The 13,722-nt window shown below is 67.0% G+C and carries 15 protein-coding genes; 4 read left to right on the top strand and 11 right to left on the bottom strand.

Features of this window, described 5'->3' with window-relative positions; all coding sequences use genetic code 11:
• Positions 1–120 precede the first annotated feature (120 nt).
• From AC5P5V_RS00185 to rsmD, 3 genes are read right to left on the bottom strand one after another with little or no spacing between them, the layout of a single operon-like run.
• Positions 121–612, bottom strand: coding sequence for a hypothetical protein (locus AC5P5V_RS00185; RefSeq protein ID WP_004153167.1), 492 nt, complete (start codon positions 610–612; stop codon positions 121–123).
• Positions 613–671: 59 nt separating this feature from the next.
• Positions 672–1,181, bottom strand: a complete 510-nt coding sequence (gene coaD, locus AC5P5V_RS00190; protein WP_005416145.1) for a pantetheine-phosphate adenylyltransferase — start codon at positions 1,179–1,181, stop codon at positions 672–674.
• A gap of 26 nt (positions 1,182–1,207) precedes the next feature.
• On the bottom strand, positions 1,208–1,786 hold the full coding sequence (rsmD, locus tag AC5P5V_RS00195; RefSeq protein ID WP_231352665.1) for a 16S rRNA (guanine(966)-N(2))-methyltransferase RsmD: 579 nt from the start codon (positions 1,784–1,786) through the stop codon (positions 1,208–1,210).
• Positions 1,787–2,396: 610 nt separating this feature from the next.
• Here rsmD and htpG point away from each other — a divergent pair.
• Positions 2,397–4,286, top strand: a complete 1,890-nt coding sequence (htpG, locus tag AC5P5V_RS00200; RefSeq protein ID WP_495215790.1) for a molecular chaperone HtpG — start codon at positions 2,397–2,399, stop codon at positions 4,284–4,286.
• 129 nt (positions 4,287–4,415) lie between these two features.
• Here the strand turns inward: htpG and AC5P5V_RS00205 are convergent, their stop codons facing one another.
• Positions 4,416–4,715 carry a hypothetical protein gene (locus AC5P5V_RS00205; protein WP_061477965.1) on the bottom strand — a complete coding sequence of 100 codons (300 nt, stop codon included), beginning with the start codon at positions 4,713–4,715 and terminating at the stop codon, positions 4,416–4,418.
• A 129-nt stretch (positions 4,716–4,844) separates the two neighbouring features.
• Here AC5P5V_RS00205 and ftsY point away from each other — a divergent pair, with 129 nt between their 5' ends.
• The 3 genes from ftsY (at position 4,845) to AC5P5V_RS00220 (ending at position 7,633) form a co-directional block, all read left to right on the top strand.
• Positions 4,845–6,131: a signal recognition particle-docking protein FtsY gene (ftsY, locus tag AC5P5V_RS00210; protein ID WP_061477966.1), complete on the top strand. Its 1,287-nt coding sequence runs from the start codon at positions 4,845–4,847 to the stop codon at positions 6,129–6,131.
• A gap of 102 nt (positions 6,132–6,233) precedes the next feature.
• Positions 6,234–7,358, top strand: coding sequence for an A/G-specific adenine glycosylase (mutY, locus tag AC5P5V_RS00215; protein WP_134967726.1), 1,125 nt, complete (start codon positions 6,234–6,236; stop codon positions 7,356–7,358).
• A gap of 5 nt (positions 7,359–7,363) precedes the next feature.
• The gene (locus AC5P5V_RS00220) at positions 7,364–7,633 is read left to right on the top strand and encodes an oxidative damage protection protein (protein WP_019661206.1); all 270 of its coding nucleotides are present in this window, start codon (positions 7,364–7,366) and stop codon (positions 7,631–7,633) included.
• Between the two features lie 67 nt (positions 7,634–7,700).
• Here AC5P5V_RS00220 and AC5P5V_RS00225 read toward each other — a convergent pair whose 3' ends face one another.
• The 7 genes from AC5P5V_RS00225 to sdhA all read right to left on the bottom strand — a co-directional run bounded on the left by AC5P5V_RS00225 (position 7,701) and on the right by sdhA (position 13,698).
• Entirely contained in the window at positions 7,701–8,150 is a 450-nt protein-coding gene (locus AC5P5V_RS00225) for a DUF6491 family protein (protein WP_053500546.1), read from the bottom strand.
• A gap of 187 nt (positions 8,151–8,337) precedes the next feature.
• A complete protein-coding gene (gene lolD, locus AC5P5V_RS00230; RefSeq protein WP_032954095.1) occupies positions 8,338–9,051 on the bottom strand; it encodes a lipoprotein-releasing ABC transporter ATP-binding protein LolD in 714 nt (237 codons plus the stop codon).
• A complete protein-coding gene (locus tag AC5P5V_RS00235) occupies positions 9,044–10,285 on the bottom strand; it encodes a lipoprotein-releasing ABC transporter permease subunit (protein ID WP_005416136.1) in 1,242 nt (413 codons plus the stop codon). Before AC5P5V_RS00235 ends, lolD begins: the two co-directional genes overlap by 8 nt.
• A gap of 23 nt (positions 10,286–10,308) precedes the next feature.
• The gene (locus tag AC5P5V_RS00240; protein WP_061480279.1) at positions 10,309–10,758 is read right to left on the bottom strand and encodes a hypothetical protein; all 450 of its coding nucleotides are present in this window, start codon (positions 10,756–10,758) and stop codon (positions 10,309–10,311) included.
• Positions 10,709–10,957, bottom strand: coding sequence for an FAD assembly factor SdhE (locus AC5P5V_RS00245; protein ID WP_049413478.1), 249 nt, complete (start codon positions 10,955–10,957; stop codon positions 10,709–10,711). Before AC5P5V_RS00245 ends, AC5P5V_RS00240 begins: the two co-directional genes overlap by 50 nt.
• Before the next feature lie 98 nt (positions 10,958–11,055).
• Complete coding sequence (locus AC5P5V_RS00250) at positions 11,056–11,841, bottom strand: succinate dehydrogenase iron-sulfur subunit (protein WP_005409079.1); 786 nt, start codon at positions 11,839–11,841, stop codon at positions 11,056–11,058.
• A gap of 66 nt (positions 11,842–11,907) precedes the next feature.
• Positions 11,908–13,698: a succinate dehydrogenase flavoprotein subunit gene (sdhA, locus tag AC5P5V_RS00255; protein ID WP_014036803.1), complete on the bottom strand. Its 1,791-nt coding sequence runs from the start codon at positions 13,696–13,698 to the stop codon at positions 11,908–11,910.
• Positions 13,699–13,722: the final 24 nt, after the last annotated feature.

The raw sequence follows: 13,722 nt of genomic DNA on the forward strand, positions 1-13,722 counted from the left end.
CGCCCGCGCCTTGGGACAAAGGACCGGCCAGCGCGGGCGCGCGGGCCGGTCAGGTCATCAGCGGCGCCCTGGCAGGACGCCGCCCGGGCCATGCCGGAGCATGGCCGCCATGGCTCGGTATTACTTGGCTTCGACGAAAATGTACTCGGCACCGGTCGGCTGGATCGCAGCCTGCACGCGGGCGTTGTCGGCCGACTGGCCGATGAAGACGACGCGCACGCCCTTCATCGAATCCGGCGACACGTCCTTGAACACGGCCTGGATCATGTCAGCCATCTTGCCCGAGGCCGACGAACCGAAGGCCAGCATGTTGCCCGGCTGCACGCCACGGGCCACGGCCTGGGTCGCGCTCTCGGTCTGGCGCTCGTACTTGGCCTGGAAGTCCGGGTCCGATTCCGGGGAGAGGTAGTACAGGAACGGGCTGTTGGTGATGTTGCCCATGTTCTGGATCGCCACTTCCTGCAGGTACTTCTTCCAGCCGGCATCGTCGTCCTTGGACGGAGCGACCAGGGCCTGCTTGGCCTCGTCGACCGGAGCGGCCTCTTCCTTCTTGCAGGCGGTGAAGGCCAGGGCCAATGAAGCGATCAGCATCGCGCGCATGGTGGTGTTCATGGATTTCCTCCCGGAATGGTGCGTGGTGTTGTACGTGATGGGGTGCAGGTACGGCGGGCTTACGACTGTGCCGCCTTCGCTTCGCGGACCTTGCGCAGGGCTTCGAGCACCGCGGCCGGCACGAAACCGGACACGTCGCCGCCCAGGCGCGCGATCTCGCGGACCAGCGAGGACGAAATGAAGCTGTGCTGCTCGGCCGGGGTCAGGAACAGGGTCTCGACCTCGGGAATCAGGTGGCGGTTCATGCTGGCCATCTGGAACTCGTACTCGAAGTCGGACACCGCGCGCAGGCCGCGCAGCAGCACCCCGCCCTGGACCGAACGTACGAAATGGGCCAGCAGGGTATCGAAGCCGATGACTTCGACATTGCCATGGTGGGCCAGGGCGCCACGCGCCAGCTGCACGCGCTGTTCCAGCGGCAGCGCCGGGCCCTTCGACGGGCTCTGCGCCACGCCGACCACGACCTTTTCGAACAGCGGCGCGGCCCGGCTCACCAGGTCGATGTGACCGTTGGTGATCGGGTCGAACGTGCCGGGATAGACGGCGATGCGGCGGTTGGCCACGGTCATGGGCGGTAGCAGATGTTCAGATGAGGTCAAAGTGTAGCAGTGGCACGGCGGTACAGGGCAAAGCGCACCTCACGGGTGCCGCCCTCACGGTGCAGCAGCCAGCCCTGCGGCAGCACCGGCACGTGGCCGGCCGGCGACTCCAGGTACAGCCAGGCGTCGGCGGTCAGGTGCCGCGGCAGCTGGGCCAGCACGTCCTGCCACAGGCCATCGGCGAATGGCGGGTCGATGAACACCAGATCGGCCTGCTGCGCGGGCGCACCCTGCAGCCAGCGCAGGGCATCGGCCTGCACGACGCTGATCTGGTTGGTGGCCTGCAGCTTGGTCACCGCGGCGGTCAAATTACGCCCCAGCTGGGCATCGCGCTCGACCAGGGTGGCGTGGGCGGCACCGCGCGAGACGGCTTCCAGGCCCAGCGCGCCGCTGCCGGCGAACAGGTCCAGCACCCGCGCGCCGCCCAGCCTGGGCATCAACCAGTTGAAAAGGGTCTCGCGCACGCGATCGCTGCTGGGCCGCAGTCCCGGCAGGGTCGGCACCGGCAGGCGGGTATTGCGCCAGCGACCGCCGATGATGCGGACCTGGCCGTCATTGCCCCCGCGGCCGCTCACCGGCGCCCCCGGCGGGGTTCATTCGAGAAATTCAGCATGAGCGGGATTGTAGTTCGGCCGGGCGGCGCCCGGGGACGCGCCAACGCATGCGCGCTGTCGCTCCCACGCTTCGCTGCGCGAAACGCGGGCCCCAGTTACCAGCTTCCACACCCCCGCCGCTTCGCGGCCGCCCCCTGACTCAGGGGGGCTCCACCCCAGACGCGATCCGATGCTCGACATGCAGGCGGGGTCAGATCCGTTTTCCTGCGGAAAACGGATCTGACCCCATTGGATGTATCGATATCTGACAGATGTGCCGACCAACGGTCGGCACCTACCAACAGCCGAGTGAACCTGTCAGAGGCGGGGCGGTGTGGGTTGGCAGGACCGTTGGCGCCATGGATGGCGCCATCGAGCCCCCATGGACGGGTTTACGGCGTGTCCTGCCAACCCACACCACCCCGCCATCCCAAGGATAGCCCGCTGTTGCTATTGCTGTTGCTGTTGCTTCGGCCTCTGCAGGTGCAGGGCTGCAAGCCCTGCCGACCAACCCCTTGATTTCGGGACAATCATCCCTACCCCTTGGCGAGGCCGCACGCGCTGGCGCGGCATTGCACATGGAGCCCTATCGATGACCGAGACCACCCAGACCGAAACCCTTGGCTTCCAGACCGAAGTCAAGCAGCTGCTGCAGCTGATGATCCACTCGCTGTACTCCAACAAGGAAATCTTCCTGCGCGAGCTGGTCTCCAACGCTGCCGACGCCGCCGACAAGCTGCGCTTCGAGGCCCTGACCCAGCCGGCGCTGCTGGAAGGCGACAGCGAGCTGTGCGTGCGCGTCAGCTTCGACGCCGCCGCCCACACCATCACCATCGAAGACAACGGCATTGGCATGAGCCGCGCCGAAGCCATCGCCCACCTCGGCACCATCGCCAAGTCCGGCACCGGCGACTTCCTGCGGCAGCTGTCCGGCGACCAGAAGAAGGATTCGCAGCTGATCGGCCAGTTCGGCGTCGGCTTCTACAGCGCCTTCATCGTCGCCGACGAAGTGGAAGTGACCTCGCGCCGCGCCGGCCTGGCTGCAGCCGAAGGCGTGCGCTGGAGCTCGCGTGGCGAAGGCGATTTCGAAGTGGCCACCGTCGACAAGGCCGAGCGCGGTACCCGCATCGTGCTGCACCTGAAGGAAGGCGAGCACGACTTCGCCGATGGCTGGCGCCTGCGCAGCATCCTCAAGAAGTACTCGGACCATATCGGCCTGCCGATCCAGATGCCGAAGGAAGGTGAAGAAGGCGCCGCCGTCGAGTGGGAGACCGTCAACCGCGCCAGCGCGCTGTGGACCCGCCCGCGCACCGAGATCAGCGACGCCGAGTACACCGAGTTCTACAAGCACGTAGCGCACGACCATAGCGACCCGCTGGCGTGGAGCCACAACAAGGTCGAGGGCAAGCTGGAGTACACCTCGCTGCTGTACGTGCCCGGCCGCGCGCCGTTCGACCTGTACCACCGCGATGCGCCCAAGGGCCTGAAACTGTACGTGCAGCGCGTGTTCGTGATGGACCAGGCAGAGCAGTTCCTGCCGCTGTACCTGCGCTTCATCAAGGGCGTGGTCGATTCCAACGACCTGTCGCTGAACGTCTCGCGCGAGATCCTGCAGTCCGGCCCGGTCATCGATTCGATGAAATCGGCGCTGACCAAGCGTTCGCTGGACATGCTGGAGAAGCTGGCCACCGACAAGCCCGAGCAGTACGCCACGTTCTGGAAGGAGTTCGGCCAGGTGCTGAAGGAAGGCCCGGCCGAGGACTACAACAACCGCGAGAAGGTGGCCGGCCTGCTGCGCTTCGCCTCCACCCGCGGCGACGGCGATGCGCAGAGCGTGTCGCTGGCCGATTACATCGGCCGCATGACCGAAGGCCAGGACAAGATCTACTACCTCACCGGCGAGAGCTACAGCCAGGTACGCAACAGCCCGCACCTGGAAGTGTTCCGCAAGAAGGGCGTGGAAGTGCTGCTGCTGACCGACCGCATCGACGAGTGGCTGATGGGCTACCTGACCGATTTCGACGGTAAGGGCTTCGTCGACATCGCCCGTGGCGATCTCGACCTGGGCGCACTGGAAACCGATGCGGACAAGCAGGCACAGGAAGCTGCAGCAAAGGACAAGCAGGGCCTGGTCGAGCGGCTCAAGACGGTCCTGGGTGACGAAGTGGCCGAGGTGCGCGTGTCGCACCGCCTGACCGATTCGCCGGCGGTGCTGGCCATCGGCGAGCAGGACCTGGGCCTGCAGATGCGCCAGATCCTGGAAGCCAGCGGGCAGAAGGTGCCGGACAGCAAGCCGGTGCTGGAGATCAACCCGGGCCATCCGCTGATCGCCAAGCTCGACGCCGAAGCCGATGGCGCGCGCTTCGACGACCTCGGCCGGGTGCTGTTCGACCAGGCCGCACTGGCCGCCGGTGACAGCCTGAAGGACCCGGGCGCCTACGTGGCGCGCCTGAACAAACTGCTGCTGGAGCTGTCGGCCTGATCGAGGCGGTGGTCGCCGGGCATGGCCCGGCGGTGCCTTGGTAGAGGCCAACCTTGGTTGGCGCCCCAAAAGCGTGCCAACCAAGGTTGGCACCCACCAGGGGCGGCGGTTCGCGCCTGCGGAGGGGGTTCAGGCTTCGCGATCCAGCAGCGAGCCCAGCATCTGGTCCTGGCGGCGGATCACCGAGGCATTGGCGGCGAAGGCCACTACCTCGGCTTTCGCCGCCAGCAGATCTCCCAGCGGTGCACCGACATCGGCGCCGGCGGCAGTCACCGAGGCCTGCACCCCGCCCTGTCCAGTGGCACCGCGCTGCAACTGCAGGCGCTGCGCATCGGGGGTCGCCAGATTGGCCACGTTGTGCGCTGCCACCTGCACGCCCTGCTGGGCCGCACGCATGCCGCCTAGGGCGATTCCCATCACGTTGTTCATGGCGGTCTCCGGGCCGCTCCGCGCAACCCTCCGGACCGGTTAGCGGCCGGCCGGCCGCGACCTTGAGTCCACATCGGCCCGACAGGCCCGAGTGGTAGCATATCCCTCTGATTTCAGCGCCTTTTGCCAATGCTCAGTTTTTTCCGCCGCAAGAAGCCCCAGGATGCCCCCACCACGGAGGCGCCCAAGACCCAGCACTACTCGGCTGAAGAGCTGGCGGCGGCGTTCCCGTCGGCCGCCCCGGCCGAAGACGCACCCACCGCCGCGGTGGTCGAAGCCAAGGCACCGGAACCGGCCACCGTCGCCGTACAGGCCCCCGTCGCCGAAGTGCCTGCCGTGCCAGCTGCGCAGCCGGCCACCGCGTCCGAGGACGTCCAGGCTGAAGCGCTCGCTGCGGCCGCTGTGCTGGCTCCTCTGGCTCCGGTCATTCCGGTCGAGGAACCAACCGCCCCGGCCACCGACCTGCCGGCGCTGGTGGATGCCCCGCCGGCGCCCGCCGGCAAGCCCGGCTGGCGCGAACGCCTGCGCAACAGCGTCATCGCGCGCAGCTTCGGCGGCCTGTTCTCGCGCAACCCCAAGCTCGACGACGATCTGCTGGACGAACTGGAAACCGCCCTGATCACCGCCGACGTCGGCGTGGGCGCCACCACCGATCTGGTCGAGGGCCTGCGCAAGCGCATGAAGTCGCGCGAGTTCGCCGACGCCAATGCGCTGCTGGCCGCGCTGCGCGCCGAGCTGATCGCGATCCTGCAGCCGGTGGCCAAGCCGCTGGTGATCGACCGCAACGCCAAGCCCTTCGTGGTGCTCACCGTCGGCGTCAACGGCGTCGGCAAGACCACCACCATCGGCAAGCTGGCCAAGCGCTTCAAGGATGACGGCCACAGCCTGATGCTGGCTGCCGGCGATACCTTCCGCGCCGCCGCCGTGGCCCAGCTGCAGGCCTGGGGCGAGCGCAACGGCGTGGCCGTGGTCGCGCAGGGGCAGAACGCCGATGCCGCTTCGGTGGCATTCGACGCGCTGCAGGCCGGCAAGGCCCGCGGTACCTCGGTGCTGATCGCCGATACCGCCGGCCGCCTGCACACCCAGTCCGGGCTGATGAACGAGCTGGGCAAGATCCGCCGCGTGCTCGGCAAGATCGACCCCACCGCCCCGCACGAAGTGCTGATGGTGATCGACGGCACCACCGGCCAGAACGCGCTGTCGCAGCTGCGCCAGTTCAATGCCGCAGTGAACGTGACCGGCCTGGTGGTGACCAAGCTGGACGGCACCGCCAAGGGCGGCGTGGTGTTCGCGCTGGCCCGCGAGTTCGGTATTCCGATCCGCTTCGCCGGTATCGGCGAGCGTCCGGAAGACCTGCGTGTGTTCGATCCGGAAGCCTTCGTCGACGCCCTGCTGCCCGAAGCATTGGGCGCCTGATAGATCGCGCAGCCACCGCAATCTGGTGCAGCCACCCATGGGTGGCTCCACCAGGGCGAAGCAGAGCCACCCCATGGGTGGCTGCCTCCTTCCGGAACACTCATGCCCCGCCAGCCGCACGCAAGCGCCGACACTGCCCAGGAAGACGACTTCGTCGCCCGCCTGCTGCACTGGTTCGACGACCACGGTCGCCATGACCTGCCCTGGCAGCACCCGCGCAGCCCCTATCGGGTCTGGCTGTCGGAAATCATGCTGCAGCAGACCCAGGTGGCTACGGTCATCCCGTACTTCCAGCGGTTCCTGCAGCACTTCCCGACCCTGCCCGACCTCGCTGCCGCCAGCAATGACGCAGTGATGGCGCAGTGGGCCGGGCTCGGCTACTACGCCCGTGCACGCAATCTGCATGCCGCGGCAAAGCGCTGCGTGGAACTGCACGACGGCGACCTGCCGCGCGACTTCGATGCATTGCATGCCCTGCCCGGCATCGGCCGCAGCACCGCCGGTGCGATCCTCAGCCAGGCCTGGAACGAGCGGTTCGCGATTCTCGACGGCAACGTCAAGCGCGTGCTCAGCCGCTACCACGGCATCGACGGCTTTCCCGGCCTGCCGGCCATCGAGAAACAACTGTGGGCGATTGCCGAGGCGCACGTCGCGCAGGTGTCGGCCGGGCGCATGGCCGATTACACCCAGGCGCAGATGGACCTGGGGGCGACGGTATGCAGCCGGGCCAAGCCGGCCTGCGTGATCTGCCCGCTGCAGGACGCATGCGTGGCGCGGCGCGAAGGCCGCACCGCTGAACTGCCCACGCCCAAGCCCAGCAAGACCCTGCCCGAACGCGAAGCAGTTGCACTGCTGCTGCGCGACGCCCAGCAGCGCGTGCTGCTGCAGAAGCGGCCGGACACCGGCATCTGGGCGCAGCTGTGGACGCTGCCGCAGGCCGAGGCCGGCAGCGACCTGCAGGACTGGTTCGACGCACATGTCGACGGCTCGCTGGAAGATGCGGAGGAACTGCCGGTGCTGCAGCACACCTTCAGCCACTACAGGCTGCACCTGCAGGTATTGTCACGGAAGGTGCGCGGCCTGCGCGTGGAAGAACCCACGCTGCGCTGGGTCGCCAACGACGAGCTACCCGCATTGGGCCTGCCGGCACCGATCCGCAAACTGCTCGACGGCGCCACGATCAAGACGCCGAAACGAAATTCCAGCAAACCCCGCAACCACGAGTGAGTGCCATGCCCCGAACCGTCTTCTGCCAGTACGAACAACGCGATGCCGAGGGCCTGGACTTCGTGCCCTACCCCGGCGAGCTGGGCCAGCGCATCTTCAACAACATCGGCAAGCAGGCCTGGGCCGCGTGGCTGGCCCACCAGACCATGCTGATCAACGAGAACCGGCTGTCGCCGCGCACGCCGGAACATCGTGCGTTCCTTGAAGGCGAACTGGTCAAGTTCCTGTTCGAGAAGGACGCAGAGAAGCCGGCTGGCTTCGTTCCGGAAGCCTGACCTGCCGGTAGCGCCGGGCCATGCCCGGCGTCCAGGCATCCGCCGGGCATGGCCCGGCGCTACCCGTTTATTTCCCGGATTCCTCGCGCTCCTGCACCTGCGCCTGTCGCAGCTCCTGCTCGGACGCACGCAGGGCCTTCACGTCCAGCTTGCGGATGCTGTTGATGAAGCACGGCAGGCGCGGGCCGCCGGTGGGGTCGCGCACCAGCACCTTGTCGAAGCGCGACGACACGCGGCCCATGCTGCTGGTCAGGCCGATGGCGGTCGCATATGGCAGGTCCTGGCAGGGACCATTCAACTCCAGCAGATAGGCTTCGCTGGGACGGGTCCACACCGCCAGCGCACTGTCGCCCAGCTCGGTCCAGCCATTGAGGCTGCCAAAGAACTGCATGTCATTCTGCGGCGCGCCGGCGTGGGCACGGTACAGATCCAGTTTCTCGGTACTGCTGAGCCGGCCGGTGGTCGCACAGGCGGCCAGTGCCAGGCAGAGTCCGGCCATCAGGATCGGGGTCTTCATGGCGATCTCCTCGGGGAACTGTCGCCATCATGCGCCCGGGCTGGCAACGCCGGCGCGACGGCTCGCGCCCCATTCAGCCGCCGGTCGGCGGCTACTGGCCGGACCACGGTAGACGCCAACCTTGGTTGGCGCTTGCCCTGCAGGAGCAGCCACCCAAGGCCGGCCTCTACCAAAGCGGTCCCAGCGCTCAGACGTCGGCGTGGGCCAGTGCGTGCAGGCGCCCTTCGCGTAGCTCCAGCACCCGGTCCAGGCGCCGTGCCAAGCTGCGGTCGTGGGTCACCAGCACCAGGCTGGTATGACGCGCGCGGTTGAGTTCCAGCATCAGCTCGAACACGGTGCCGGCGGTGCGGTCATCCAGGTTACCGGTCGGCTCGTCGCCGAGTACGCAGGCCGGATGATTGACCAGCGCGCGCGCCACTGCGGCACGTTGGCGTTCGCCGCCGGACAGCTCGCCCGGCTTGTGGTCCAGGCGATGGCCGAGGCCGACCGCTTCCAGCAGCGTGGTGGCCCGGCTGCTCGCCTCGGCCACGGCGGTGCCGGCCAGCAGCACCGGCATCATCACGTTTTCCAGCGCGGTGAACTCCGGCAGCAGGTGATGGAACTGGTAGACGAAGCCCAGCGCCTGGTTGCGCAGCAGGCCGCGCGCGGTATCCGACAGCGCCGACATGCGCTGGCCGGTCACATACACTTCGCCGGCAGTCGGAATGTCCAGGCCGCCCAGCAGGTGCAGCAGCGTGCTCTTGCCGGCACCGGAGGCACCGATGATCGCCACCGTCTCGCCAGCAGTCACGGTCAGGTCCAGCCCATCGAACACCGGGGTCTGCATGCGTCCTTCGGCATAGGTCTTGCCCAGCGCTTCGGCGCGGATCACTTCATCGCCGCGGTTGACGACCTTATTCATAACGCAGGGCCTCCGCCGGCTGGGTGCGTGCTGCCCGCCAGGCGGGATACAGGGTGGCCAGGAAGCTCATCAGCAGCGCGACCACGGTGATCGCCACCACGTCGCCGGTCTGCATGTCGGTCGGCAGGCCGGTGATGTAATAGACATCCTCCGGCAGCAGCTTGACGTTGAACACGCTCTCGATGGCGCCGAGGATGCGCTCCAGGTTGAGGGTCAGGGTGATGCCACCGATCAGGCCGGCCAGCGTGCCGAAGATGCCGATCAACGAGCCCTGCACCATGAACACCTGCATCACCCCGCCCGGGGTCAGGCCCAGGGTGCGCAGGATGGCAATGTCGGCCTGCTTGTCGGTCACCAGCATCACCTGCGAGGACACCAGGTTGAAGGCCCCCATGGCGATGATCAGCGACAGCAGGATGCCCATCACCACCTTCTCCATGCGCAGCGAGTGGTAGAGGTTGGCGTTCTGCTGCGTCCAGTCACTCACGCGGTAGGCACCGCCGAGGCTCTGCGCCAAGTCCACGCCCACTTCCAGCGAACGGTCCATGTCGTGCAGTTTCAGCCGCACGCCGGTGGCGCCGTCACTGCGCAGAACACGCTCGAGGTCCTGCATGTTGGCGAAGCCGACGCCGCGATCGACCTCGTTGTACCCGGCCTCGAAGATGCCGCTGACGGTGAAGCGCTTCATCCGTGGCACCGCACCGGCCGGCGTGCCCTGCACTTCGGCAAAGGTCACCAGCACCTGGTCGCCAACGTCCACGCCCAGCCAGATCGCCAGCTCCTTGCCCAGCAGCAGGTTGAAGCTGCCCGGCTTGAGGCTGTCATAGCTGCCCTTGGTGACCTTCCTGTCGATCACCGAGACGTTCGGCTCCAGCGCCGGATCGATGCCCTGGATGATCGCGCCCTGCACGCGCGGGCCGCTGATCATCGACTGGATCTCGATGTACGGCGCGGCACCCGCCACGCGCGGATCCTTGCGGGCAACATCAACCACCCGCATCCAGTCCGGCATCGGCTCGCCGTCGCGGCTGATGGTGGTATGGGCGGTCATCTGCAGCAGGCGGCTGCGGATTTCCTTCTGGAAACCGCTCATCACCGCCAGGGTGGTGATCAGCACCGTAACGCCGAGCGCGATGCCCAGGATCGATGCCATCGAGATGAAGGAAATGAAGCCGTTGCGGCGCTTGGCGCGCAGGTAGCGCAGGCCGATGGCCACGGGAATGGGTTTGAACATGCAGGCACGCCGGTCAATTCAGCTTATGGTGCCATTGACCGGGGCCGACGGGAAACGCTGCGTGTGGCCACGGCCAGTCGCAGTTCACGTCGCTGCCCTGAATCGAGCACATCCGGCCAGAACAGCAGGCGCCGGCGGCGCCGATCCTCACGCCACAGCAACAACAACCATGGGCCACGCACCACCAGCCGTGGCGTATCGACGTCCCGTCCGGCCACCTGCAATGCCTCGGGAAGCGGAGGCAGAAGCACCTGCACGCGCGGCCTGCGCTGGCGCCAGGCCAGTTCGGCCAAGCCGACGCCCCAGGCCAGCAGCAGCGCGGGCATCAGCAGCCGCGCAGGCAGATCCGAGGCGCGCAACAACCAGGGGGAGGCCAGCAGCACCGCCAACTGGGCGGCGGCCTGCAGCCGCGAGGGGCGCCACTCAAGGCTTGAGGGCGAGGATCTTCTGCATGAGGGGGATCGCGTGCGCATGCGGGCAGGCCTCATAGCCCATGAACCAGCGCCACAACTTATCGTCCTCGCAGTCGAGCAGGAACAGGAAAACCTCGCGCTCTCCGGTCGGTGCAGTGCTCCACTCACGGTCCAGGTAGCGGCCGAACAGCTGGTCCAGTTCGCGCATGCCGCGGCGGCAGCGCCAGCGCAGCTTCTTCAGCAGGACATCGTCTTCCATCGTGCTTCTCCAGATACAGCAAAGCCACGCATGGCGTGGCTCTACTGGGTGGCGCAGCCTCGCGTGACGTGGCTCCACCGGGTACTGCCAGGCCTGTATCAGGCGCGGCGCTCCATCATCAGCTTCTTGATCTCGGCGATCGCCAGCGCCGGGTTCAGGCCCTTCGGGCAGGTCCGGGCGCAGTTCATGATGGTATGGCAGCGGTACAGCTTGAACGGATCTTCCAGATCGTCCAGGCGCGCACCGGTGTCCTCATCGCGCGAGTCGATGATCCAGCGATAGGCCTGCAGCAGGATCGCCGGGCCCAGGTAACGCTCGCCGTTCCACCAGTAGCTCGGGCAGCTGGTCGAGCAGCAGGCGCACAGGATGCACTCGTACAGGCCGTCGAGCTTCTTGCGGTCTTCCGGCGACTGCAGGCGCTCGCGGTCCGGCGGTGCCGGGGTCTGGGTGCGGATCCACGGCTTGATCGAGGCGTACTGCGCGTAGAAGTGGGTCAGGTCCGGAACCAGATCCTTGACCACGTTCATGTGCGGCAGCGGGTAGATCGGCACTTCCTTCTTGCCGCAGTCCGAGATGGCTCGGGTGCAGGCCAGGGTGTTGGTGCCGTCGATGTTCATCGCGCACGAACCACAGATACCTTCGCGGCAGGAACGGCGGAAGGTCAGGGTCGGGTCGATCTCGTTCTTGATCTTGATCAGGGCGTCCAGGACCATCGGGCCACAGGCGTCCAGATCGACTTCATAGGTATCGGTGCGCGGGTTGCTGTCGTCGTCCGGACTCCAGCGGTAGATCTTGAAGGTGCGCACATTCTTGCCGCCGTTCTTGACGGGGAAGTGCTTGCCCTTCGTGATCTTGGAATTCTTGGGGAGTGAAAACTCGGCCATGGCTGCTCTCGTTGGCTCAGGCGGCCCGCGCCCGTGGGCGCGGATTGCATGGTAGGCGGGGTCGGATCAGTACACGCGCGGCTTCGGCGGCACCACGGACACGTCGTCGGTCAACGTGTACATGTGCACCGGACGGTAGTCGAAGCTGCACTTGCCCTTCTCGTCGACGCTGACCAGGGTGTGCTTCTGCCAGTTGACGTCGTCGCGGTCGGGATAGTCCTCGTGCGCATGCGCACCACGGCTTTCCTTGCGCTGTTCGGCCGAGTTGATCGTCGCCACCGCGTTGAGCAGCAGGTTGTTCAGCTCGTAGGTCTCGATCAGGTCCGAGTTCCAGACCAGCGAACGGTCGGAGACCTTCACGTCCTGGAACGAGTCGAAGATCTTGTCCATCTTCTCGCAGCCTTCCTTCAGCGTCTGGCTGGTGCGGAAGACGGCCGCGTCAGCCTGCATGGTGCGCTGCATGCGATCGCGGATGACCGAGGTCGGGGTATCGCCGTTGGCGTGGCGCAGCTTGTCCAGCAGGCCCAGCGCCTTGTCGCAGGCATCGGCCGGCAGCGGCTTGTGCGCGGCACCCGGCTTGATGGTCTCGGCGCAGCGGTTGGCCACCGCACGGCCGAACACCACCAGGTCGAGCAGCGAGTTCGAGCCCAGGCGGTTGGCGCCGTGCACGGACACGCAGGCCGCTTCGCCGATGGCGTACAGGCCCGGCACCACGGCGTTGTCGTTGTCGCCGACCTTCTGCACCACTTCACCGTGGTAGTTGGTCGGGATGCCGCCCATGTTGTAGTGCACGGTCGGAATGACCGGGATCGGCTGCTTGTGCACGTCGACGCCGGCGAAGATGCGGGCGCTCTCGGCGATGCCCGGCAGCTTCTCGTCGATCACACCCGGGCCGAGGTGGGTCAGGTCGAGCAGGATGTGGTCCTTGTGCTCGCCGACGCCGCGGCCTTCGCGGATCTCGATGGTCATCGAACGGCTGACCACGTCGCGCGAGGCCAGATCCTTGTAGTGCGGTGCATAGCGCTCCATGAAGCGCTCGCCGCTGCTGTTGCGCAGGATGCCGCCTTCACCGCGGACACCCTCGGTGATCAGGCAGCCGGCGCCGTAGATGCCGGTCGGGTGGAACTGCACGAACTCCATGTCCTGCATGGCGATGCCGGCACGCATGGCCAGGCCGCCACCGTCGCCGGTGCAGGTGTGCGCCGAGGTGGCGCTGAAGTAGGCACGGCCGTAGCCGCCGGTGGCCAGCACCACGCCCTGGGCGCGGAACAGGTGCAGCGTGCCATCGGACATGTCCAGGGCCAGCACGCCGCGGCAGGCGCCTTCGTCGTCGAAGATCAGGTCGAGCGCGAAGTACTCGATCATGAAGCGCGCATCGTGCTTCAGCGACTGCTGGTACAGGGTGTGCAGCATCGCGTGGCCGGTACGGTCGGCCGCCGCGCAGGTACGCTGCGCCGCCGGGCCTTCGCCGTACTTGGTGGTCATGCCACCAAACGGACGCTGGTAGATCTTGCCTTCGGCGGTGCGCGAGAACGGCACGCCGTAGTGTTCCAGTTCGATGATGGCCGGGATGGCCTCACGGCACATGTACTCGATGGCGTCCTGGTCGCCCAGCCAGTCCGACCCCTTGATGGTGTCGAAGAAGTGGTAGCGCCAGTCGTCCTCGCCCATGTTGCCGAGTGCGGCCGAAATACCGCCCTGGGCGGCAACGGTGTGCGAACGGGTCGGGAAGACCTTGGTCAGGCACACGGTCTGCAGGCCCTTGGCGGCCAGGCCGAACGTGGCGCGCAGGCCGGCACCGCCGGCGCCGACCACGACCATGTCGTACTTGTGTTCGGTGATCTTGTAAGCGGACATCTAATCTGGATTCCTGTGTAGGTG

The sequence above is a fragment of the Stenotrophomonas sp. YJH_SMC_130 genome, assembly GCF_059369035.1.

What these genes read in the sequence shown, in the direction of transcription:
- AC5P5V_RS00240 (WP_061480279.1), bottom strand. Translation starts at nt 10,758, where the DNA reads ATGCGCACGCGATCCCCCTCATGCAGAAGATCCTCGCCCTCAAGCCTT.
- AC5P5V_RS00185 (WP_004153167.1), bottom strand. Translation starts at nt 612, where the DNA reads ATGAACACCACCATGCGCGCGATGCTGATCGCTTCATTGGCCCTGGCC.
- AC5P5V_RS00205 (WP_061477965.1), bottom strand. Translation starts at nt 4,715, where the DNA reads ATGAACAACGTGATGGGAATCGCCCTAGGCGGCATGCGTGCGGCCCAG.
- AC5P5V_RS00235 (WP_005416136.1), bottom strand. Translation starts at nt 10,285, where the DNA reads ATGTTCAAACCCATTCCCGTGGCCATCGGCCTGCGCTACCTGCGCGCC.
- sdhA (WP_014036803.1), bottom strand. Translation starts at nt 13,698, where the DNA reads ATGTCCGCTTACAAGATCACCGAACACAAGTACGACATGGTCGTGGTC.
- AC5P5V_RS00245 (WP_049413478.1), bottom strand. Translation starts at nt 10,957, where the DNA reads ATGGAAGACGATGTCCTGCTGAAGAAGCTGCGCTGGCGCTGCCGCCGC.
- ftsY (WP_061477966.1), top strand. Translation starts at nt 4,845, where the DNA reads ATGCTCAGTTTTTTCCGCCGCAAGAAGCCCCAGGATGCCCCCACCACG.
- htpG (WP_495215790.1), top strand. Translation starts at nt 2,397, where the DNA reads ATGACCGAGACCACCCAGACCGAAACCCTTGGCTTCCAGACCGAAGTC.
- AC5P5V_RS00220 (WP_019661206.1), top strand. Translation starts at nt 7,364, where the DNA reads ATGCCCCGAACCGTCTTCTGCCAGTACGAACAACGCGATGCCGAGGGC.
- AC5P5V_RS00250 (WP_005409079.1), bottom strand. Translation starts at nt 11,841, where the DNA reads ATGGCCGAGTTTTCACTCCCCAAGAATTCCAAGATCACGAAGGGCAAG.
- coaD (WP_005416145.1), bottom strand. Translation starts at nt 1,181, where the DNA reads ATGACCGTGGCCAACCGCCGCATCGCCGTCTATCCCGGCACGTTCGAC.
- lolD (WP_032954095.1), bottom strand. Translation starts at nt 9,051, where the DNA reads ATGAATAAGGTCGTCAACCGCGGCGATGAAGTGATCCGCGCCGAAGCG.
- mutY (WP_134967726.1), top strand. Translation starts at nt 6,234, where the DNA reads ATGCCCCGCCAGCCGCACGCAAGCGCCGACACTGCCCAGGAAGACGAC.
- AC5P5V_RS00225 (WP_053500546.1), bottom strand. Translation starts at nt 8,150, where the DNA reads ATGAAGACCCCGATCCTGATGGCCGGACTCTGCCTGGCACTGGCCGCC.